A 21,261-nucleotide genomic window follows, 5' to 3' on the forward strand; every position below is an offset into this window, starting at 1 on the left:
GGGGTGGAGCGGGGTCAGCGCGAGGTGTCGAAGACCTCGTCGCGGGTGGTCGCCAGCGCGCTCTCCAGCGCGCCACGCAGCACCGGGTGTTCACGGACGTCGCCCACGACGAGGCGGGGGCGTGGGGCGGCCAGTTCCTCCAGCTCGGCCTGGACCAGGGCGCGCAGCACCTCGCCCCCGGAGGTGAGACCGGTGCCGCTCAGGACGACGAGTTCGGGGTCGAGGACGGAGACCAGGGAGGCGAGGCCGGTGGCCAGGCGGGTGGCGTAGGTCTTCATGAGGCGGTGGTGGGGCTCGTCGCCGTCCGGGGCCGCCGCGGCGCGCTCCAGGAGGGCGGCGGCCGCCTCGGCGTACGGGCCCTGCGGGATGTCCTCGATGCCCAGCTCGCGGGCGAGCCGGGGTACGGCCTGGGAACCGGCCAGCTCCTGGAAGCCGCCGCTGTTGGCCTTGGCGACCTGGCGGACCAGCGGTGTGCCGGGCACCGGCAGGAAGCCGACCTCGCCGGCGCCGCCGGTCCAGCCGCGGTGCAGCCGGCCGCCGAGGACCAGGGCGGCGCCCAGGCCCTCCTCGTTCCACAGGAGGACGAAGTCGGTGTGGTCGCGGGCCGCGCCGAGGCGCTGCTCGGCGAGGGCGACCAGGTTGACGTCGTTCTCGTACTCGAACGGCATCGGCAGCGCGGCGGCCAGTTCGCCGAGCAGGGTGGGGGAGTGCCAGCCGGGGAGGTGGGAGGCGTAGCGGAGGCGGCCGGTGTTCGGGTCGAAGGCGCCCGGTGTCCCTATGACGAGGCGGTGGACGTCGCCTCGGGACAGTCCCGCCGCCTTCACCGCGCCGTCCAGGGCGTCGGTGACCTGCTGGACGACGGGGGTCGTGGTGCGGCGGCCGGGGGTGGGCAGTTCGAAGTGGCCGACCGTGCGGCCGGTGACGTCGGCGACGGCGGCGCGGATCCGCCGCGGGGTGACGTCGAGGCCGGCGGCGTGGGCGGCGGACGGGTTGACCTCGTACAGCTGGGCGTTGGGGCCGGGGCGGCCCTCGGTGGTGCCGGTGGCGAGGACCAGGCCGGCCGCTTCCAGGCGTGCCAGGAGCTGGGAGGCGGTCGGCTTGGACAGGCCGGTGAGCTTGCCGATCCGGGTCCGCGACAGGGGCCCGTGCTCCAGCAGCAGGTCCAGGGCGGTGCGGTCGTTCATGGCGCGCAGCACACGCGGGGTGCCCGGCGTACCGGCGGTTCCTGCCATGGGGTGCGACACCTGCCCTTCTTCGACTGCCCAGCTTCTCAGCGGCCGGTGCGGGACGTCCATCCCGGGCCGGCCGCGTCGATCACTGTTAGGAAAGTTTCCTGTCGGATCGGGAGGAACGTAAGCCCGCCTCGGAGGGGGCGTCAAGAGGGGAGTACGGGAAAGGGCGGCACCCGGGGAGTTCCGGGTGCCGCCCTCGCGCGGGCCGGCGGCTACTTCGTGGTGCTCGTCGGGGGCAGCGGGGACGCGGCCATCGACTGGGGGGAGACCGTGCTCGCGTAGGCGGAGGGGGCCGCCACCCCGGCCGTCGGATCGGCGGCCGGCGCGTCCTCCGCGGCCGTGGCGCCGCCGACGATGCGGATGCCGGTCGCGTCGAAGGCGCGCTTGATGCGCCAGCGCAGCTCCCGCTCCACGGTCAGGGACTTGCCCGGCATGGTCTTCGCCGAGACGCGGACCACCATGGAGTCCAGCAGCACCGAGTCCAGGCCGAGCACCTCGATCGGGCTCCACAGGAGCTCGTTCCAGGGCTCCTCCTTGCCCATCTTCTCGGCGACCTCGCTCAGCGTGGCCTTCACCCGGTCCAGGTCCTCGTCGGAACGGACCGTGACGTCGACGCCCGCGGTCGCCCAGCCCTGGGAGAGGTTGCCGATGCGCTTGACCTCGCCGTTGCGGACGTACCAGATCTCGCCGTTGTCGCCGCGCAGCTTGGTCACCCGCAGCCCGACCTCGATCACCTCGCCGGAGGCCACGCCCGCGTCGACCGAGTCGCCGACGCCGTACTGGTCCTCCAGGATCATGAAGACGCCGGACAGGAAGTCCGTCACCAGGTTGCGCGCGCCGAAACCGATCGCCACGCCCGCCACACCGGCCGAGGCCAGCAGCGGGGCCAGGTTGATCTGGAACGTGCCGAGGACCATCAGCGCGGCCGTGCCCAGGATCAGGAACGACGCCACCGAGCGCAGCACCGAGCCGATCGCCTGCGAGCGCTGGCGGCGCCGCTCGGCGTTGACCAGCAGACCGCCCAGCGAGGAGCCGTCCACCGCCTGGCCGGTCCGGGACATGCGGTCGACGAGGTTGGTGATCGCCCGCCGCACCACGACTCTCAGCACCACCGCGATCACCAGGATCAGCAGGACCCTGAGCCCTATCGCGAGCCACGTCGACCAGTTCTCCTCGACCCAGCCGGCGGCGTTGGTGGCGCTCTCCTGGGCGTCCTGGAGCGAGGGCACCCGCGGGGTCCCGGACTCCGAGGGCGTCGGCGACGGATCGACGGCCGACAGGACGGCGGACAAGGACACGGCAGGTACCTCCAGGTGCACGGTCTGCCCCGGTGCGGCGGTCAAGTCCGGCGAGGTCACGATCGGGTCACCGGACGGGCAGAACCACCACACTAACGGGGCATTGTGGGGGGAACGGCCCCGTGTGTGAAGAAGAGACCGCGCTCACCCGCGCTTGAACAGGCCATGCTCCTGGGGATGAATCGGGGTGTGGTCGAAAACACTCCCAGCCCGTTACCGGGACATGGTGGCGCTTCCACCAGGCATGAGGGGAAACTGACTACGGATCGTCCCGGCGCGAGCCACGCGCCGCCGGCGTACAAGGAGGCCGTCCGTGCCGCATGTCCTGGTCCTCAACGCGTCGTACGAGCCGCTCGGCGTCGTACCGCTCCGCCGAGCGCTCGTGCTCGTCCTCGAGAACAAGGCAGTCTGCCTCGAGGAGACCGGCGCCTATCTGCACAGCGCGACCGTCACAGTCCCCGCACCCAGCGTGGTCCGGCTCAAGCGTTTCGTGCGGGTTCCCTACCGGGGGCCCGTTCCTCTCACCCGGCGGGCGCTCTTCGCCCGTGACGGGGGCCGGTGCATGTACTGCGGTGGCGTCGCAACCAGCGTCGACCACGTCATCCCGCGCAGCCGCGGGGGCAAGCACGTCTGGGACAACGTGGTGGCCTCCTGCCGCCGCTGCAACCACGTGAAGGCCGACCGTCACCTGTTCGAGCTGGGCTGGCGCCTGCGCCACAAACCGGCCCCGCCCTCGGGTCTGGCCTGGCGCATCATCGGCACCGGGCACCGGGACCCGCGCTGGCTGCCGTACCTGCAACCGTACGGCGCCGACGACGCCATGGCCCGGATCGACGGCCTGTCGGCCTGACGTCGGTCCGGGCCTTCGCATCGACACCAGGGCCCGCCGCGAGGACCCGGCCGGGGCGGCCACCGCCCGGCGGCCGCCCGGGGCCGTGACCGCGTCGCGGGACGGGGCCCGTCGCCGTGTCCCCGGCTCCTGGGGCGTCCGCCGTGGTCCGGCTTCGGGGTACCGGGGCGTGCCCTGCCGAGGGCGTCGGCTGCCGTGCGTGCACGCCCGCGCGGCCGGGGCGGGACCCCCGCGGCCTCGGGAGGGCGTCCGCTGTCGGGCGGCGGGCCGTGCCCCGCCCCGGGGGACCCCCGTTCCCCCGGGGCCGGAGTCTCAGGTGTAGCGCAGTTCCGACGGGCGGAGGGTGCGGCGCAGGAGCGGGAGGGCGGTGGCCGCGGACAGGAGACAGGCGGCGTAGACCGTGAGCGGGACCAGCAGCGCGGTCCACGGCAGGGAGCCCGACGCGGTGAGCGAGGAGTAGCCGGCCCCGACCGCCGTGCCGCCGACGCCCGCCACCAGCAGGGACGGTGCGAGCGGCAGCGCGGTCTCCAGCAGCAGCGCCCGGTTCAGCACCGCGCGCGGCACCCCGGCCGCGACCTGCGCGGCCAGGCCTGGGCGCGACGGCGGGCGCGCTGTCCCGGGGGAACGCTCAGTCCGCGACCGCGTACGCCTCCACCGACCACAGCGAGTACCCGTACCGCGTGGCCCGCTCCTCACCCCGGACGCGGACGTGGCGGACATCGCGCTCGTCCATCCGGACGGTCTCCCGCCCGCCCCGGCCGTCCCGGACCTCGGCCGCCGTGCGCCAGCCGCGGCCGTCCGCCGACACCTCCACCCGGTACGCCGACGGGTACGCGTCCTGCCAGTGCAGCGCGACCTTCCCCAGCCGCACCGGACGCTCCAGCTCCACCTGCCACCAGGCGTCGTCCTCGACGGGCGAGGACCAACGGGTCTCCGGGTCGCCGTCGTTCGCCGCCGAGGCCGGGAAGTCGGGCGTCTCGTCGGCCGAGGAGCTCGCCCGGCCCCCGCGGGCCAGGTCCGGGCCCCCGGTGCGCGGCACGGCGTGGACGGCCAGCGTGCGGGTCGCGCCGCCGAAGCCGAGCCGGACGTCGTAGGACCGGGCGGGCGTGCCCGGCTTCACGGTCACCTCGACCGGCACCTCCACCGGCGTACCGCGCGGAACGGTCAGCGGCCCCTTCGGCACCCGGACGTCGAGACCCTTCGGGGCCCGGACGGTCAGCCTGCCGCGCACCTCGCCGGGGCGCAGCGAGCCGAGGGTGGCCGTCAGCCGCAGGGTGCCGCCGATGTCGGCGTCCGCACGGTCGTCCGCCAGCTCAAGGGAGGCGCCGGACGCGTCCGCGAACCACGGGACCAGATGCCGGACCCGGTCGGGATCGGCACCGGTGACCCGGACGGCGTCGACCGGTTCGCCGCCGGTGCGCAGCTCGGTGGCGCCCCGCTCGGACAGCGCGCCGAGACGGCGCCATCCCCCGCCCGGCGCGCGCACCTCCACGGCCCCCTCCGTCCCCGGCTCGGTGAGCACGGTCACCGCGTCCAGGACGCGGGCGCGCGGGAGGTCGAGCGCGCGGTCGCCGCCGGACCGCGCGGGCGGCTCGTGGTCGATCCCCGCCCAGCTCCGGTACGCCTTCTGCGCCCGGCTCAGGAACGGGTCCAGCACGCCCTCACCCACCGTCACCCGCGCGGCACCGGCTCCGGCCCGCTGCTCGCCCAGCCTCCGGTACGCCGTCCAGGCGGCGTCCGCGTCCCCGGCCTGCTGCGCGCGCAGCATGTCCAGTGCCGTCGTACCGGCGTCGCCGTAGCGGGCCAGGCGCTCCGTCCAGGGGGCGGCCTCGGCGGCGAGCGCGGTGCCGGACAGCCGCCCCGGCAGGTCGCGCAGGGCGGTGAAGGCCGCGCGCAGCCGGACGGCCGCCCTGGTCCCGTCCCCGCCGCGCGCGGTCGGCCGGGTCCGCCAGAACTCCTCCATCAGCGGACGCAGGTACGCCGACTCCTCGCCGCCCAGCACCGAGGACGCGGCGTTCCCGGCGAGCGCCCTCAGGGCCTCCTCGCGCCGGGCGTCACCGCCGGCCAGGTCGGCGATGGCCGCCCGCCAGGACTCCTGGGGGCGGTAGTCGCGCGGGTTCCAGGCGAAGTCGGCGGCCGTGAACAGCGGGATGCGGGAGGCCTCGGGCTGCTCCATCGCGTTGGCGAGCAGCGCGGCCGATCCGGCGGCGACGGCCGGCTCACGCCCCTGGTAGGGGCCGAGGAAGATCCGGCCGGGGGCGTAGTCGTTCACCGGGTAGTTGTCCATGGTCACCAGCGGATGCCCGAACACCTCCCGCGCCTGTGCCAGTTGCCCTCCCGTGATGGTGCGCGGCACCACCCCGACCCCCGTCCACGCCACCTCGACCTCACCGTCCAGGGCGTGGGCGAGGGCCCGCCGGTAGGCGGTCGAACCCTCCTCGTAGTACTCGGTGGGCATCAGGGACAGGGGGGCCGCGTCCGGGTGACGGGCCGCCAGGTGCCGGGCCACCGCGTTCGCCACGTGCGCCTGGGCGCGGGCGGCGGCCCCGGGGCCCGACCCGAACCGGTCGGCGTCCGCCCCGCAGTGCCACTCGCTGTAGCTGACGTCCTGGAACTGGAGCTGGAAGGCGCGGAAACCCAGCGCCCGCATCGCGTCCAGTTTGCGGGTCAGCGCGCGCAGATCGTCGTCGGAGGAGAAACACATCGCCTGCCCCGGCGCCACCGCCCAGCCGAGCGTGACGTGGTTGCGCCGCGCCCGCTCGGCCAGCTCCCGGAACTCCGCGCGCCGCCCGGCCGGGTACGGCTCCCGCCAGCGGGCCTGCCGCAGGAGGTCCTCGCCGGGCGCGTAGAGGTACCGGTTCTGCTTGGTGCGGCCCATGAAGTCCAGCTGGGCCAGCCGCTGCCGGTGCGTCCACGGGGTGCCGTAGAAGCCCTCCGTGATGCCGCGCACGACGGTGCCCGGCCAGTCGCGCACGACGGCCGCGGTGATCGTGCCGTCCGGGCGCAGCAACTGCCGCAGCGTCTGCACGGCGTGGAACAGGCCGTCGCCGTCAGCGCCGGTGAGGGAGACGGCGCCCTTGCCGGCGGTGAGGGTGTAGCCGCCGGCCGGGAGGGCGTGCCGGGGGTCGTCCGAGGGGTGTTCCCCGCCCACGCGCACCACGAGCGCCCCTTCGGGCACCTGTGCGCCGAGGGCGGTGAACCGGCGCGCCCCGGCCTCCCGCAGCAGCTCCCGCAATGCCTCGACGGCGTACGGGTCGGCCGCCCCGTACGTGATCAGGGCCACCTCGTCGGTCACCCGGACCGCGGCGCCGTTCGCACGCAGGGAGTGGGGGCGCGGCCACACGGACAGCTCCGCCGCCTCCGCCGCGCGGGAAGCGGGGGAGGCGGCCGTCCCGGGCGAGGGCGCCGCCACGGCGGCCGGCGCGCTCCCCAGGGTTCCGGCGAGGACGGCGAACGCGAGGGCGGCCCTCCTGGCGTTCGCCGTCCTCCCACGCCGCAGCTGCACGTGCCCTCCTGGTCGCTCGGGGCGGGCCGCCCGGCCGAAGGCCGACGGCCGTGTCCATTCCGTTACCGAGAAATCCAGAGCCCACCATTCCTGCGGTGAACGTGTCAATGAGAGTGGACGTTGTGGCGTATTTGTCCGACTGTGGAGTGAGGGGACGGGAAGAGAATGTGAGCAGGAGCACGTTGGGAGACTTTGTGCGTCTGCCAACGCGCCCGGTGGGTAGGGCTGCGGGATAACCCGCACGACCCGCACCCGCACGCCCGCGTGATCCGCGCACCGTGCTCGACGAGGAGGCCATCTGTGGCTGCACCGGCATACGTCCCGTCCCCCGCCCTGTCCAAACACGCGGCGGAGCCGACCGCCGACGACCTCCACCTCTGCGTCTTCAGCGCGGAGGGTCCCTGCACCGAGCTCCCGCTGACCAGCGAGCCCCCGCTGCCCGACGCCGAGCCCCTCACCAGCGAACCGCCGCTCGCCGAGGCCGCCCCCCTGACCAGCGAGTCCGACGCCTTCATGGACTCCTCGGACGCCTCCGGCCTCGACTCCTTCCCGGCCCAGTACCGCCCGGAGCCCTAGGTGACCGCGCCACGGCCGGCCGAGCCCCCTTCCGAGGACCTGTCCCGGCTCGCCGCCCTGCACGGCGTCGCCACCTCCTACAGCCCCTCCCCGGACCGCACGGTCGCGGCCACGGCCACCGCCGTCGCCCTGGCGCTGGCCGCCCTCGGTGTGGACGCGGCGACCCCGGAGGCCGTCCGCGCCGCACTCACCGCCCGCGAGCGCGAACTCGGCGAACGGCTGCTGCCCCCCACCGTCGTCGGCTGGGGCACCGGCACCCCGGCCGCCCTCGCCGCGCTCCCGGGGGACACCCGGCTGCTCGTCCGCACCGAGCAGGGCGAGACCCGCACCTCCGCCGAGCACCTCCCGCCGGGCGTGCACGAACTGACCGTCACCACCCCCGGCGGCCGCTCCGCCCGCGCCCACCTGATCGTGGCCCCGACGGCGCTGCCCGCGCCCCCGGGACGCTCCCACGGCCTCCTGGTCCAGCTCTACTCCCTGCTCTCCCGCCGCTCCTGGGGCATGGGCGACCTCGGCGACCTCGGCGAACTCGCCGGCTGGGCCGGACGCACCCTCGGCGCCGGATTCGTCCAGGTCAACCCGCTGCACGCGGCCGTACCCGGCCCCCCGACCGACCCCTCCCCCTACCGGCCGTCCTCACGCCGCTTCCCCGACCCCGTCCACCTGCGCGTCGAGGACGTCCCCGAGTTCGCGTACGTCGAGGACCGCGAGCGCGTCCGCGCCCTGCTGGAGCGGGCCGGACGACTGCGCGAGGCGGTGCTGGTCAAGGGCGAGCTGATCGACCGGGACGCGGTCTGGGAGGCCAAGCGGGAGGCCCTGGAACTCGTGGCGGACGTCCCGCTCGGCCCCGGGCGCCGGGCCGCCTACCGGGACTTCCTCGCCGCACAGGGCCGGGCCCTGGAGGACCACGCCACCTGGTACGCGCTCGCCGAGGTCCACGGTCCCGACTGGCACCGCTGGCCCGCCGCGCTGCGCGACCCCCGTTCGGCCGGGACCGCCCGCGCCCGGCGCGAGCTGGCGGACCGCGTCGACTTCCACTCCCGCCTCGTCTGGCTCACCGACGCCCAGCTCACCGCCGCCCAGCGCGCGGCACGCGAGGCCGGAATGCCGGTCGGGATCGTCCACGACCTCGCCGTCGGCGTCCACCCGGGCGGCGCCGACGCCTGGGCGCAGCAGGAGTACTTCGCCGCCGGCACGTCCGTCGGCGCGCCCCCGGACGCCTTCAACGCGCGTGGCCAGGACTGGGGGCTGCCGCCCTGGCGCCCCGACCGCCTCGCCGACTCCGGATACGCCCCCTTCCGCGCCCTGCTCCAGGCCCTGTTCCGGTACGCGGGAGCCCTGCGCATCGACCACGTCATGGGCCTGTTCCGGCTCTGGTGGGTCCCCGAGGGCCACCCGTCGACGGAGGGCACCTACGTCCGCTACGACGCCGAGGCCATGCTCGCCGTGCTCGTCCTGGAGGCCTCCCGCGCCGGGGCGGTCGTGATCGGCGAGGACCTGGGCACCGTCGAGCCGGGAGTGCGCGAGGCGCTGCGCGAACGCGGGGTGTACGGCACGTCGGTGCTGTGGTTCGAGCGGGACTGGGAGGGCGACGGCCGCCCGGTGCCGCCGGACGGCTGGCGCGCGGACTGCCTGGCCACGGCGACCACCCACGACCTGCCGTCCACCGCCGCCCGGCTCAGTGGTGAGCACGTGGAGCTCCGGGACGGGCTGGGGCTGCTGACCCGGCCCCTGGAGGAGGAGCGGACGGAGGCGGCGGCGGACGTCGAGGAGTGGCGGGAGCTGCTGCGACGGCTGGGTCTTGTGCGGGGGGACTCCTCCGAGGAGGCGGAGATCCAGGCCGTGCACCGGTATCTGCTGCGGACGCCCGCCCGGATGATCGGCGTGTGGCTGCCGGACGGGGTCGGGGACCGGCGTCCCCAGAACCTCCCCGGGACGTGGGACCAGTACCCGAACTGGCGGCTGCCGATCGCCGACGCGCAGGGGCGGCCGGTGACGCTGGAGGACCTGGCGGGGTCGGCGAGACTGCGGGCGCTGATGGATGTGCTGAGGGAGTGAGGCGCCGGCCGCTCCCGCGGCCACCCCCCCGTCCCCCGGCCCGGCCCTTAGGACACCCCGGGCGAGCGCGGCCCCACCGCGTTCGATACGTTGGGGACCGTGGACAAGAAGAACGCCCTGCGCGCCGGCGCCCTGGCAGCCGGTACGACGCTGATGATGCTGCTCATGTCGTCCCCCGCGCTCGCGCTCAACCGCGACGACGGCGACGACCCCGGCACGGGCCTGAGCGTCATCGAGACGCTGGGCCTCTACGTCCTGGCCCCCATCGGCCTGTTCCTGGCCATCGCCGCGCTGGTGGTGATCGGTGACAAGACGCACAAGAAGAAGGACGTCACCACCTCCAACATCAGCACCGAGGCCGAAGCCAAGGCCTGACCCGGGGCCACGGCCGCTCGCCGAGCCGCCCCAGCGCACTTTCCCGAGGGCGCCGTCACCGCCGTGCGCGGAGCCGGCGCCCTCGGTGCTGCCCGCGTGCCGCGCGCCCTCGCGCGTTCCGCCGCGGCGCGACCTCCTCACCGGTGGGCATCGAGGAGGTCCGGATGAACGGCACCGCACGCGCCGTGGTCGTGGTCGGTTCCGGCCCCACCCGGCTGCTCGCCGGTGACCTCGCCGCCGCCGGCGTCCCCGTCACCGTGGCCGGGAAGCGCCCGCGCGCCATCTGCGACCTCTCCCGCGCCTTCGTCCCGCACGCCCGCACCCTCGAGCCGCTCGACGTGCGGGGTCCCGCCGGCGAACCGGGGGCGGCCTGCCGTCCGCCCGGCCGGCCGCGCCTGTACGACCGGCCGGCCCCCGGCCTCGGCCCGCTCCCCTCCGGCTTCCCCCGCCACCTGGTCGTCCCCCGGTACGAGGCCGAGAAGGCCCCGGACTCGGAGGCCGCGCTCGCCGCGTACGTCGGCTGACGCCGCTCCCGGCCGCCCTACCTCTCGGTCACGAGCAGCAACTCCCGCAGCAGGGCGGACAGCTGTGCCGCCCGTTCCCCGTCCAGGGCGGACAGCGCCCGCGTCTGCTCGGCGAGGCCCGCGCCCACGGCCTCGTCGATCAGCCGCAGCCCCTCGTCGGTGAGCGTGACCCGGAGTCCGCGCCGGTCGTGCGGGTCGGGGGAGCGGCGCAGCAGCCCCGCGCGCTCCAGTTTGTCGAGGCGGCCCGTCATCCCGCCGGTGGTGAGCATCAGCGTGCCCGAGAGCTGCCGGGGGGAGAGGGTGTAGGGCTCCCCGGACCGGCGCAGGGTGGCCAGGACGTCGAACTCCCCGCGCGAGATGCCGTACCTGGCGTACGCCTTCTCCATGCGGTCCCCCATGGCGCGCGCGAGCCGGGAGATGCGCCCGAAGACCGCCATGGCGGTCGTGTCGAGGTCGGGCCTCACCCGGGCCCACTGCTCGATGATCGCGTCGACGGGGTCATGGGGGCGCTGCTCCGGGGGTGTGGTCATGGGCAGGAGTATCCGCCGCGGTCGGGTCGTCGGCAAGAAAGTGGATCGGCGGAAAGCGGCTTGACGACAAGTAGCTTGCCGCTAAGCTACTTGTCGCTGACCTACTGGACGACCCGCCATCGACCGGAAGTGGAGTGCCCCATGGCCGCCGGCCGCGCCGCCCTCATCGCGCTCACCGCCCTCGCCCCCGTCTCCTGGGGCACCACCTACGCCGTCACCACGGAGTTCCTCCCGCCCGGCCGTCCGCTGTTCACCGGCCTGATGCGCGCCCTGCCCGCCGGGCTGGTGCTGCTCGCGCTCGTCCGGGTGCTGCCGCGCGGAGCCTGGTGGTGGAGGGCGAGCGCGCTCGGCGCGCTCAACATCGGTGCCTTCTTCCCTCTGCTGTTCCTCTCCGCGTACCGGCTGCCCGGCGGCATGGCGGCGGTCGTCGGCTCGGTCGGCCCCCTGTTCGTCGTCGCCCTCTCGGCCCTGCTGCTGGGGCAGCGGCCGAGGGCCCGCACCGTCCTCACCGCGGTCGTGGCGGCGTTCGGCGTCAGCCTGGTCGTCCTGAAGGCGGCCGGAGCGCTGGACCTCGTCGGCGTGCTCGCGGCCCTCGCCTCCACCGCGTCGATGTCCGCCGGCACGGTGCTCACCCAGCGGTGGGGCCGTCCCGAGGGTGTCGGCCCCCTCGCCCTCGCCGGCTGGCAGCTCACCGCGGGCGGCCTGCTCATCGCCCCTCTCGCCCTCCTGGCCGAGGGCGCGCCGCCCGCCCTGGACGCGCCGGCGGTCGGGGGGTACGTGTATCTCGCCCTGGCGAACACGGCGGTCGCGTACTGGCTGTGGTTCCGGGGCATCGGACACCTCTCCGCCACCCAGGTCACCTTCCTCGGCCCGCTCTCCCCGCTCACGGCGGCGGTGGTCGGCTGGGCGGCCCTCGGGGAGGCGCTGACACCCTTGCAACTGGCGGGCATGGCACTGGCGTTCGGGGCGACGGTGGCGGGGCAGATCACCGCGCGCACCGGCGCGGCCCCCGGAGCGACCGTGCCCTCCCGCGCCACTCCCGCCGCCGCGGAACCGCCGGAGGTCCGGTGCTGAGGCGACCGCACCCTTTGCGCCACGCGGGGTGAAAGTGGCGCGTTCAACCGTTGCTGCCTCGTGGGGCGACGCGCAGCCTGATAGCTCGCGGGAGCGCTCCCACCCTGTCGAACCCCGGCAGTGAAGCCGCTCGCGCCCGCTGCCCGAAGAAGCACCGCCAAGCACCACTGCCGTGAAAGCGTCCCCAGTCGTTTCTGGAGCCGACATGCCACGTCGCCGCTGGACCGGGCCCCTTCTGCCGGCCCTCCTGTTGATCGCGCTCACCCCGTTGCCCGCCGCCGCGGCGGACGCCGCGCCGCCCCCGGGGAAGACGGCGGAGGTCACCTCGACGGTCCCCCTGCCCTCCCTCCGCGCCACCACCACGCAGGTCGCCTCCGGCCTGAAACGCCCGACCGCCCTGGCCGCCCCGGACGACGGCACGGACCGCCTGTTCATCACGGAGAAGTCCGGAAAGGTCCGCGTGTACCACCCGGACACCGGCCTGTCCCCGACCCCTCTCGCCGACATCACCTCGGCCGTCGACGAGTCGGGCAACGAGCGCGGCCTGCTCGGCATCGCCCTGCCGCCCGACTTCGCCGACAGCCGCGTCCTGTACCTGGCGTACACGGCACTGCCCGACGGCGCGGTCACCCTCGCCCGCTACCGGCTCGACGCATCCCGCCTGGAGGTCCTGCTCTCCCAGGAGCACGCCGAGTTCAGCAACCACAACGGCGGCCAGCTCGCGTTCGGCCCCGACGGCAACCTGTACTGGAGCATCGGTGACGGCGGCGGCTCCGGCGACCCCTTCCGCTCGGGGCAGCGGCTGGACACCCTGCTGGGCAAGATCGTGCGCATCGACGTGAGCCGCGGCTGCGGCCCGCTTCCGTACTGCGTCCCCGCCGACAACCCCTTCGTGGACACGCCCGGCGCCCGCGAGGAGATCTGGCTGTACGGCCTGCGCAACCCGTGGCGCTTCTCCTTCGACGCCGCCGACGGCTCGATGTGGATCGGCGACGTGGGCCAGGGCCGCTGGGAGGAGATCGACCACCTCGCACCCGGCCGGGGCGGGCTGAACCTCGGCTGGTCCTGCTACGAGGGCCTGGAGGAGTTCCCGGACGGCGACTGCGTGCCCGGTGAGGAGCACACGGAGCCGGTCTTCACGTACTCCCCCTACATCGGCGGCTGTTCGGTCATCGGCGGCCACGTCTACCGGGGCCGGGAGCACGCCGGCCTGGTCGGCGGGACGTACATCGCCACCGACTACTGCTCGTCCACGGTGTGGGCGCTGCGCCCCGACGGCAGCGGTGGCTACGAGCAGGCCGAGATCGGGGAGATGCCCACCCAGGTGACGTCGGTCGGCACGACCGCCGACGGAGAGTTCTACGTGGTCAACGACCTGCCCGGCGGCCTGCACAAGGTGTCCTTCGCACGGGAGGAACCCACCTGCCGGGTGGACCGCACGGTGAGGGCCTGGGGTACCGGCGCGACGGTCGAGCTCACCGTCACCAACACCGGCGGCACGCCCGTGAACGGCTGGACGCTTCAGTTCCCGCTGGCCCTCGGGCAGAGGGTCGTCTCCGACTGGAACACGAACCTGACCCAGGGGAGCAATCTGATCACGGCGTCCAACGCCCCGCACAACGCCGCGATCGCCCCGGGCGCGAGCGTCACCCTCGGCTATCTCACCGAGCACACCGGTGACGCGTCACCACCGGTTCGGTTCACGCTCGACGGGGACGCCTGCGCCGTGGGCCGTTGAACGGCCGTACGGGCGCCGGCGGTGAGACCGTCACCTGGCGTTCTCCGACTCGGTGCGCAGTCGCGACGTGCGCCTGCGTGCGGCGAGGAGGAGTGCGGTCCCCGTCGTGACGGCGACGGCAGCGGCTGCCCCGAGGGCCACTCGGGTACGGTCGGAGGCGCCGGTGTCCGCCAGGGTGGCCCCCGTCGGAGTGGTCCGGCCGGTCGCCGCGTCCAGGATCAACCGGGTGACGGCCTCCGGGTGGGTGACCATGGCGAAGTGCGGGGCATCGACCTCCACGGTGCGGGACCCGGCGCGCTCGGCCATGAAGCGTTCGGCGGCCGGAGCGATGGCCCTGTCGCGAGTGGGGACCAGGTACCAGGACGGAATGGTCTTCCACGCCGGCGCCCGGGACTCCCCGGTGAGCGCGGCGGTCGCGACCGGACGCTGTGACGCGGCCATCACGTCGGCCGTCCGGACGGGGATGTCGGCGACCAGGGCCTGACGGAACTTGTCAGGCTTGACGTAGAACTCGATGCCGGTGCCGCCCCCGGGCAGCGGGTAGGGCACGGGTGTGAGCGCGGTGCGCGTGAGACTGCTGCCGGGGAACCGTTCGTTCATCTCCTCCGCGCTCTCGCCCTCGTCGAGTGCCATGGCCGCGATGTAGACGAGCGCCTTGACGTCGGGATCCGCAGCGGCGGCGTTGGTGACCACCGCTCCACCGTAGGAGTGACCGACGAGGACGATCGGGCCCTCGACGGTGTCCAGGAACGAGGCGAGGTGGGCGGAGTCCTGGGAGAGGTTCCGCAGATCGTTGGGCGGGGCGACGACGGGGTGGCCGGACCGCTGCAGCCGTTCCATGACGCCCCGCCACGCCGAAGGGTCGGAGAAGGCGCCGTGCACCAGCACGATCGTGGGCTTGGTGCCCGAGCCGGTGTCCGTTCCGCTTCCGGTGGAGTGGGCCGCGGCCGGGGCCGCGGTGGCCGAGGCGGCGAGGACAAGTGCGGCGGAGGCGGCGGAGGCGCGTATGCGGGAGGGGAGGAAGGACAGCACGGTGTGTCTCGCTTTCAGGGAGAGGGCGCTGCTTCAAGAGCCTCCGTCACCCGGGTGCTCCGGGCCCTCCGGTCAGGCCCGATCGAGTGACGGGGCAGCCCCTCGCCTGCGGCGGTGGCAGGTCCCGTGGGTGTGCCGCACGCCCCCGGCGGGTGTCCCGGCCGCACATGGTGCTCCCCGCACTGACGGCAGCCGCCCGCGGTGGCCCGCTGAGCGCGGGTCGGGACCCGTGACCGGGAACGCTCGCCCCGCGGCTCGTCAGGGGGCGCCCGGTGCCGCACCGGGCGCCCCCCCCGCACGCCTGACGGCTAGGACGCCGCCGCGTCCGCCGCCTGTGCCCGCAGGGCGCGTTCCACGCCCGCGCGGGACTCCGAGACCAGGCGGCGCAGGGCCGCGTTGGGCTCGGTGGCGGTCAGCCAGGTGTCCGTCTTGTCGAGGGTTTCGCCGGAGACCTGGACGGCCGGGTAGAGGCCGACCGCGATCTGCTGGGCCATCTCGTGCGAGCGGGACGCCCAGACGTCCGCCAGCGCCTCGAAGTACCGGTCCGTGTACGGCGCCAGCAGCTCCCGCTGGTCGGTCTGGACGAAGCCGGCGATCACCGCCTCCTGGACGGCGTTCGGCAGCTTGTCGGACTCGACGACCGAGGCCCACGCCTCCGCCTTCGCCTCCTGGGTCGGGCGGGCCGCGCGGGCGGTCGCGGCGTGGCGCTCACCGGCCGCCGTCCTGTCCCGCTCGTACTCGCTCGCGATCTCCGCCTCGTCGAACCGGCCCACCGCCGCCAGCCGCTGGACGAACGCCCAGCGCAGCTCCGTGTCCACGGCCAGGCCCTCGACGGTCTGCGTGCCGGCCAGCAGCGCCTCCAGCAGGTCGAGCTGCTCCGGGGTGCGGGCGGTCGCCGCGAAGGCGCGCGCCCACGCGAGCTGGTGGTCACTGGCGGGCTCGGCGGACCGCAGATGGGCCAGCGTGGCGTCGGTCCAGCGGGCCAGCAGGGTCTCGCGGGCGGCCGGGTCGGCGTACTGGTCGATCGCCAGCTTCACCTGGCGGTGCAGCGACTGCACGACACCGATGTCGGACTCCTTGCCGATGCCCGACAGGACGAGGGAGAGGTAGTCCCGCGCGGCGAGTTCCGCGTCCCGGGTCATGTCCCAGGCGGAGGCCCAGCACAGCGCGCGGGGCAGCGACGACTCGAAGTCGCCCAGGTGCTCCGTGACGAAGGCCAGGGACTGCTCGTCCAGGCGGACCTTGGCGTAGGACAGGTCGTCGTCGTTGAGGAGGACGACCGCCGGACGGCGCTTGCCGGCCAGCTGCGGTACGGCGGTCAGCTCGCCGTCGACGTCCAGTTCGACGCGGTCGCCGCGCACCAGCTTGCCGGAGGCCTCGTCGAGGTCGTACAGGCCGATCGCGATGCGGTGCGGACGCAGGGTCGGCTCGCCCTTGGCGCCGGCCGGGAGCGCGGGAGCCTCCTGGTGGATGGCGAAGGAGGTGATGACACCGTTGCCGTCCGTCTCGATCCGCGGGCGCAGGACGTTGATGCCGGCCGTCTCCAGCCACTGCTTCGACCACGTCTTCAGGTCGCGGCCGGAGGTCTCCTCCAGCGCGCCCAGCAGGTCGGACAGGCGCGTGTTGCCGTACGCGTGGCGCTTGAAGTACGCCTGCACACCCCGGAAGAACTCGTCCTCGCCGACGTACGCGACGAGCTGCTTCAGCACCGACGCGCCCTTGGCGTACGTGATGCCGTCGAAGTTGACGAGCACGTCGTCCAGGTCACGGATGTCGGCCATGATCGGGTGCGTGGACGGCAGCTGGTCCTGGCGGTAGGCCCAGGTCTTCATGGAGTTCGCGAACGTCGTCCACGAGTGCGGCCACTTCGAGCCGGGCGCGTCGGCCTGGCAGGCGGCCTCGGCGTAGGTGGCGAACGACTCGTTCAGCCACAGGTCGTTCCACCACTCCATGGTGACCAGGTCGCCGAACCACATGTGGGCCAGCTCGTGCAGGATCGTGGCGGCCCGCACCTCGTACGCGGCGTCGGTCACCTTCGACCGGAACACGTACTGGTCGCGGATCGTCACCGCGCCCGCGTTCTCCATCGCGCCCGCGTTGAACTCCGGCACGAACAGCTGGTCGTACTTCTCGAACGGGTACGCGTAGTCGAACTTCTCCTGGAACCACTCGAAGCCCTGCCGGGTCACGGCGAAGATCGCGTCCGCGTCGAGGAACTCGGCGAGCGAGGGGCGGCAGTAGATGCCGAGCGGGACGGACTGGCCGTCCTTCTCGTACACGCTGTGGACGGAGTGGTACGGGCCGACGATCAGCGCCGTGACGTACGACGAGATGCGCGGGGTCGGCTCGAAGACCCAGACGTTGTCCTTCGGTTCGGGCGTCGGCGAGTTGGAGATGACGGTCCAGCCCTCCGGCGCCTTCACGGTGAACTGGAAGGTCGCCTTCAGGTCCGGCTGCTCGAAGCTCGCGAAGACGCGGCGGGCGTCCGGCACCTCGAACTGGGTGTAGAGGTACGCCTGGTCGTCGACGGGGTCGACGAAGCGGTGCAGACCCTCTCCCGTGTTGGTGTACGCGCAGTCGGCGCTCACCCGCAGGACGTTGCGGCCCGTGAGCAGGCCCGGCAGGGCGATGCGGGAGTCCGCGAAGACCTCGGCGGGGTCGAGGGAGTCACCGTTGAGGGTCACCTCGTGCACGGCCGGAGCGACCAGGTCGATGAAGGACTCCGCGCCGTCGCCGTCCTCGGCGACGTCGAAGCGCACCGTGGTCACGGACCGGTAGGTTCCGCCCTCCTGCGCGCCGGAGAGATCAAGATCGATCTCGTACGAGTCAACGGTCAGCAGCTTCGCCCGCTGCTGCGCCTCTTCGCGAGTCAGGTTTGTGCCAGGCACGCGGTCATCTCCTCGTTATGTGTGGGTTGCGTCATCCTTCCACGCGGGATCGGCATCGGGCGATGACGGAGCCGGACCATGGGGATACCCCTCGGTCGGACCTGGGGGAGGGGATCGGGTCGCGTTCGAACCGACTGTGGGTGGCCGAGAGGGTCATACTCTGGGTAGCATTATGCGTATGAAGATCAGTGTGAGTCTGCCGCAGGAGGATGTCGCCTTCGTCGACGAGTACGCCGCCCGCACGGATGCCGCTTCCCGGTCCTCGGTGATACACACCGCGATCGAACTGCTACGGCAGGCGCAGCTCGAGCAGCAGTACACGGAGGCCTTCGCCGAGTGGGACGAGAGCGAGGACGCGCAGTTCTGGGACCGCTTCTCGGGGGACGGAGTGTCCGATGAAGCGCGGTGACATCTACCTGGTCGACTACGAGCCGGCCCGGGGCAGCGAGGCCAACAAGGCACGTCCGGGCGTCATCGTCTCGAACGACGGCGCCAACGCGGCCGTCGAGCGGGCCGGGCGGGGTGTGATCACGCTGGTGCCGCTGACGACGAACACGTCCCGCGTCTACCCGTTCCAGGTGCTGCTGCCCGCGGGAGAGTGCGGCCTCCTGAAGGATTCCAAGGCGCAGTGCGAGCAAGTCCGGGCGCTGGCCCCGGAGAGGCTGCTGCGGCCGATCGGTGTGGTCCCGCGGCAGCGCATGGCCGAGATCGATGTGGCGCTGCGGCGGCATCTGGCGCTGTGAACAGCGTGAACATGACGGGGGCACCGGCTCGGTGCCCGCCCCCGTCACGCCGCTGCCTGCCGGCTCAGCCCTTCAGCTCCGCTGCCACCAGCTCCGCGATCTGGACCGCGTTCAGCGCCGCGCCCTTGCGGAGGTTGTCGTTGGAGACGAACAGCGCCAGGCCGTTGTCCACCGTCTCGTCGGGGCGGATGCGGCCGACGTACGACGGGTCCTGGCCCGCGGCCTGGAGCGGGGTGGGGATGTCGGTGAGGACGACGCCCGGGGCCTGTCCGAGCAGCTCGGTCGCGCGCTCGACGCTGATCGGGCGGGCGAAACGGGCGTTGATCTGGAGCGAGTGCCCGGAGAAGACCGGGACGCGCACGCAGGTGCCGGAGACCTTCAGCTCGGGGATCTCCAGGATCTTGCGGGACTCGTTGCGCAGCTTCTGCTCCTCGTCGGTCTCGCCCAGACCGTCGTCGACGAGGTTGCCGGCCAGCGGCAGCACGTTGAAGGCGATGGGGCGCTTGTAGACGCCGGGCTCGGGGAAGTCGACCGCCGCGCCGTCGTGCGTCAGCCCGTCGGCCTCGTCGACCACCTTCCGGGTCTGGTCGTGCAGCTCCGCGACGCCCGCGAGGCCGGAGCCCGACACCGCCTGGTACGTGGCGACGACCAGCGCCTGAAGGCCCGCCTCCGCGTGCAGCGGACGCAGCACCGGCATCGCGGCCATCGTGGTGCAGTTCGGGTTGGCGATGATGCCCTTGGGGCGGTTCGCGATGGCGTGCGGGTTGACCTCGGAGACGACGAGGGGCACCTCGGGGTCCCGGCGCCAGGCGGAGGAGTTGTCGATCACGACCGCGCCCTGCGAGGCGACCTTCCCGGCCAGCGCCTTCGAGGTCGCGCCGCCCGCCGAGAACAGCACGATGTCCAGTCCGGTGTAGTCGGCGGTGGAGGCGTCCTCCACCGTCACGCCGTCCAGCTCCGTGCCGGCCGAGCGGGCCGAGGCGAACAGGCGCAGCTCCGTGACGGGGAAATTCCGTTCCTTGAGGATCCTGCGCATGACCGTGCCCACCTGACCGGTGGCTCCGACGATTCCGACCCTCACGGCGACTCCCTACTGCGTCCTGATACGTACCTGATGTGCCTGGCCGAGGCTCTTCCATGATGCGGCCGGCCACGGCCCGCCTGTCCAGTTCTTTGCCGCTCTGCCCGCCCACTGGGACGGCCGGGCGGTGCGCGCGGGTTGCGGACCTTCGGTCGTCACCCCGCTGAGCTGCAGAAATTCACCCTTCGGGGGCCGTGGACCGCAAGGTCCCCTGCCCGGACCGCCCTCGCCCACACGGAGATGTGACGTACGCCTCGGCGGGATCCGGAAAGACCGCGTGAACGTTCCGCGCGGGAGCGGCGTCGTAGGAGAAACAGCGTGAGGGGGGTGGCCAGTGCTGCGCGGAAGGACCCGGCGCGGCCGGGGGTCGTACGTCGCTGCCGACGCCGACCCGCTGGACGCGGCGCAGGAACGCCGGGTGCGGGCGGTGCTCGCACTGGGCGGGGTACCGCAGGCGGACCTGCCGGACGGGGTGCAGCAGGTCCGCCTGCGGTTGCTGGAACGGGCCGCGAGCGGTCGGGAGGCGCCGCGGGACGTGTCGGCGTGGGCGGCGGTCGTCGCCTCCAACCTGGCCATGGACTGGCACCGGGCCAAACGCCGCCAGGAGCGGCTCGGGGAGCGGCTGGCCGCGCTGCGGCCGGCGGAAGCGCCCTCCGGCGAGGAGACCAGCCTGCTCTCCCTCGCCGTCGCCCGCGGCCTGGACCGGCTGCCCGACGCGCAGCGCCAGGTCGTCGTGCTGCGCTTCTACGCCGACCTGCCGGTGCGCTCCATAGCCGAGCAGCTCGGTGTTCCGGAGGGCACGGTCAAGAGCAGGCTGCACACGGCGGTACGCGCCCTGCGCGCCCGCCTGCACGAGGACGAGGTGGTGTGACATGACCGCCCACGACGAGGCCCGGGACCCGTCCCGCGAAGAGCCCGAGCACGACGGCATGGACGCCCTGATGGCCGCCCTCCTCGACGAGCCGCTGCCGGAGGGGGCCCGGCGGGATCCGGAGTTCCTGGCCGCGCGTGACGCCGCCGTCGCCGACCTCGTGGTCCTGCGCGAGCAGCTGACGGTGATCGCGGACGCGCTCGCCGGCCCGCGGGACGGCGCCCCGGCGGGGCGGGACGCGGCCGCCCGTCCCGGGAAGCGGCCGGACCCCGGATCCGGATCCGGGCCGGGGGGAGGCGACGCGGGGACGCACGCCCCGGGCGGCGCGGCGTCCGGCCACGCGGAGACCGGGCCCGCCCCGCTGAGGGTCCTGCCGCCCCGGCGTCCCCGTCGCCCGCCGGTGAGGGCCGTCCTCGGCGGGCTCGCCGCCGCGGCCGCCGCCGGTCTCGTCCTCGGCACGGGGTGGCTCGTGGCGCAGGGCGGGGGAGCGGCCGGCCCGGCGGACAGCAGTGCCGCCGCGGACGCCAAGGAGGCGGACGGGGTCGCCTTCGGCAGCCCCCGCTACCTCGCGTGCGCCCGGCTCGTCGCCGAGGGGGCGGTGACGGCGGTGGAGCGGGTGCCGGGGGCCGCCGGCACGGAGCGGGTCACGCTGAGGGTGAGCCGGTACCACAAGGGCGGGGGCGAGGTCACGTTCCTCCGGGACGCCGTCGGGGAGTCCCCGCTGCGCCGGGGCGACCGCGTGCTGATCGGCATGCCCCGCGACGGTGACCGCCCCGACATGGTGCTCGTCGGCGAGGAGGAGATCGCCCCCGAGCGGGCCCGGATCGTCGCCGCGCTGCCCGAGTCGCGCACGCTGAGCTGCGGCTGAGTACGGCGAAGGGGCGGG

Annotated in this window: 18 protein-coding genes and 1 pseudogene; 11 read left to right on the top strand and 8 right to left on the bottom strand. The window is 74.0% G+C overall.

The features are described from left to right. Positions 1-14: 14 nt before the first annotated feature. On the bottom strand, positions 15-1,232 hold the full coding sequence (locus tag F1615_RS09670) for an ROK family transcriptional regulator (protein WP_149548472.1): 1,218 nt from the start codon (positions 1,230-1,232) through the stop codon (positions 15-17). Between the two features lie 212 nt (positions 1,233-1,444). Further along, positions 1,445-2,530, bottom strand: a complete 1,086-nt coding sequence (locus F1615_RS09675) for a mechanosensitive ion channel family protein (protein ID WP_167533699.1) — start codon at positions 2,528-2,530, stop codon at positions 1,445-1,447. Between the two features lie 313 nt (positions 2,531-2,843). On the opposite strand from F1615_RS09675, the gene F1615_RS09680 reads away from it, so the two are divergent. Beyond that, on the top strand, positions 2,844-3,380 hold the full coding sequence (locus tag F1615_RS09680; protein ID WP_149548474.1) for an HNH endonuclease: 537 nt from the start codon (positions 2,844-2,846) through the stop codon (positions 3,378-3,380). A 312-nt stretch (positions 3,381-3,692) separates the two neighbouring features. On the opposite strand, the pseudogene F1615_RS09685 reads toward F1615_RS09680, so the two are convergent. Together F1615_RS09685 and F1615_RS09690 are read right to left on the bottom strand one after the other, a co-directional pair. Continuing rightward, positions 3,693-3,977 (bottom strand): annotated as a pseudogene (locus F1615_RS09685) (ABC transporter permease); the annotation flags it as partial. A 31-nt stretch (positions 3,978-4,008) separates the two neighbouring features. Continuing rightward, complete coding sequence (locus F1615_RS09690; protein ID WP_149548475.1) at positions 4,009-6,885, bottom strand: beta-N-acetylglucosaminidase domain-containing protein; 2,877 nt, start codon at positions 6,883-6,885, stop codon at positions 4,009-4,011. 300 nt (positions 6,886-7,185) lie between these two features. Here F1615_RS09690 and F1615_RS09695 point away from each other — a divergent pair, with 300 nt between their 5' ends. From F1615_RS09695 to F1615_RS09710, 4 genes are all read left to right on the top strand, one after another. After that, on the top strand, positions 7,186-7,461 hold the full coding sequence (locus F1615_RS09695; protein WP_149548476.1) for a hypothetical protein: 276 nt from the start codon (positions 7,186-7,188) through the stop codon (positions 7,459-7,461). Next, positions 7,462-9,519: a 4-alpha-glucanotransferase gene (malQ, locus tag F1615_RS09700; RefSeq protein WP_149548477.1), complete on the top strand. Its 2,058-nt coding sequence runs from the start codon at positions 7,462-7,464 to the stop codon at positions 9,517-9,519. A 99-nt stretch (positions 9,520-9,618) separates the two neighbouring features. Then, a complete protein-coding gene (locus F1615_RS09705; RefSeq protein WP_149548478.1) occupies positions 9,619-9,894 on the top strand; it encodes a hypothetical protein in 276 nt (91 codons plus the stop codon). Positions 9,895-10,058: 164 nt separating this feature from the next. After that, a complete protein-coding gene (locus F1615_RS09710; RefSeq protein ID WP_149548479.1) occupies positions 10,059-10,418 on the top strand; it encodes an FAD-dependent monooxygenase in 360 nt (119 codons plus the stop codon). 17 nt (positions 10,419-10,435) lie between these two features. Here F1615_RS09710 and F1615_RS09715 read toward each other — a convergent pair whose 3' ends face one another. Further along, on the bottom strand, positions 10,436-10,948 hold the full coding sequence (locus tag F1615_RS09715; RefSeq protein WP_149548480.1) for a MarR family winged helix-turn-helix transcriptional regulator: 513 nt from the start codon (positions 10,946-10,948) through the stop codon (positions 10,436-10,438). A 141-nt stretch (positions 10,949-11,089) separates the two neighbouring features. Between F1615_RS09715 and F1615_RS09720 the strand changes: the two genes are divergently transcribed. Next, positions 11,090-12,022 (top strand): EamA family transporter, encoded by a 933-nt coding sequence (locus F1615_RS09720; RefSeq protein ID WP_149548481.1) that lies wholly within the window; start codon positions 11,090-11,092, stop codon positions 12,020-12,022. Between the two features lie 205 nt (positions 12,023-12,227). Next, the gene (locus F1615_RS09725) at positions 12,228-13,760 is read left to right on the top strand and encodes a PQQ-dependent sugar dehydrogenase (protein WP_149548482.1); all 1,533 of its coding nucleotides are present in this window, start codon (positions 12,228-12,230) and stop codon (positions 13,758-13,760) included. Between the two features lie 30 nt (positions 13,761-13,790). Here the strand turns inward: F1615_RS09725 and F1615_RS09730 are convergent, their stop codons facing one another. Together F1615_RS09730 and pepN are read right to left on the bottom strand one after the other, a co-directional pair. After that, positions 13,791-14,792, bottom strand: coding sequence for an alpha/beta fold hydrolase (locus F1615_RS09730; RefSeq protein WP_208818282.1), 1,002 nt, complete (start codon positions 14,790-14,792; stop codon positions 13,791-13,793). A 308-nt stretch (positions 14,793-15,100) separates the two neighbouring features. Beyond that, positions 15,101-17,680 (bottom strand): aminopeptidase N, encoded by a 2,580-nt coding sequence (pepN, locus tag F1615_RS09735; protein WP_149548483.1) that lies wholly within the window; start codon positions 17,678-17,680, stop codon positions 15,101-15,103. 178 nt (positions 17,681-17,858) lie between these two features. On the opposite strand from pepN, the gene F1615_RS09740 reads away from it, so the two are divergent. Next, on the top strand, positions 17,859-18,089 hold the full coding sequence (locus F1615_RS09740; RefSeq protein ID WP_149548484.1) for a ribbon-helix-helix domain-containing protein: 231 nt from the start codon (positions 17,859-17,861) through the stop codon (positions 18,087-18,089). Then, complete coding sequence (locus F1615_RS09745) at positions 18,076-18,423, top strand: type II toxin-antitoxin system PemK/MazF family toxin (protein WP_149548485.1); 348 nt, start codon at positions 18,076-18,078, stop codon at positions 18,421-18,423. Before F1615_RS09740 ends, F1615_RS09745 begins: the two co-directional genes overlap by 14 nt. A 64-nt stretch (positions 18,424-18,487) precedes the next feature. On the opposite strand, the gene F1615_RS09750 is transcribed toward F1615_RS09745, so the two are convergent. After that, positions 18,488-19,504, bottom strand: coding sequence for an aspartate-semialdehyde dehydrogenase (locus F1615_RS09750; RefSeq protein WP_149548486.1), 1,017 nt, complete (start codon positions 19,502-19,504; stop codon positions 18,488-18,490). A 334-nt stretch (positions 19,505-19,838) separates the two neighbouring features. Between F1615_RS09750 and F1615_RS09755 the strand changes: the two genes are divergently transcribed. Continuing rightward, positions 19,839-20,375 (top strand): RNA polymerase sigma factor, encoded by a 537-nt coding sequence (locus F1615_RS09755; RefSeq protein ID WP_149548487.1) that lies wholly within the window; start codon positions 19,839-19,841, stop codon positions 20,373-20,375. A gap of 1 nt (position 20,376) precedes the next feature. After that, positions 20,377-21,243, top strand: a complete 867-nt coding sequence (locus F1615_RS09760; protein WP_149548488.1) for a hypothetical protein — start codon at positions 20,377-20,379, stop codon at positions 21,241-21,243. Positions 21,244-21,261: the final 18 nt, after the last annotated feature.

This window comes from Streptomyces marokkonensis (assembly GCF_008312835.1).
GTDB lineage: Bacteria > Actinomycetota > Actinomycetes > Streptomycetales > Streptomycetaceae > Streptomyces > Streptomyces marokkonensis_A.

Excerpts from the sequence above, each read along its gene's own strand:
- F1615_RS09740 (WP_149548484.1), top strand. The coding sequence starts at position 17,859 with ATGAAGATCAGTGTGAGTCTGCCGCAGGAGGATGTCGCCTTCGTCGAC.
- F1615_RS09720 (WP_149548481.1), top strand. The coding sequence starts at position 11,090 with ATGGCCGCCGGCCGCGCCGCCCTCATCGCGCTCACCGCCCTCGCCCCC.
- F1615_RS09745 (WP_149548485.1), top strand. The coding sequence starts at position 18,076 with ATGAAGCGCGGTGACATCTACCTGGTCGACTACGAGCCGGCCCGGGGC.
- F1615_RS09725 (WP_149548482.1), top strand. The coding sequence starts at position 12,228 with ATGCCACGTCGCCGCTGGACCGGGCCCCTTCTGCCGGCCCTCCTGTTG.
- F1615_RS09760 (WP_149548488.1), top strand. The coding sequence starts at position 20,377 with ATGACCGCCCACGACGAGGCCCGGGACCCGTCCCGCGAAGAGCCCGAG.
- F1615_RS09715 (WP_149548480.1), bottom strand. The coding sequence starts at position 10,948 with ATGACCACACCCCCGGAGCAGCGCCCCCATGACCCCGTCGACGCGATC.
- F1615_RS09670 (WP_149548472.1), bottom strand. The coding sequence starts at position 1,232 with ATGGCAGGAACCGCCGGTACGCCGGGCACCCCGCGTGTGCTGCGCGCC.
- F1615_RS09710 (WP_149548479.1), top strand. The coding sequence starts at position 10,059 with ATGAACGGCACCGCACGCGCCGTGGTCGTGGTCGGTTCCGGCCCCACC.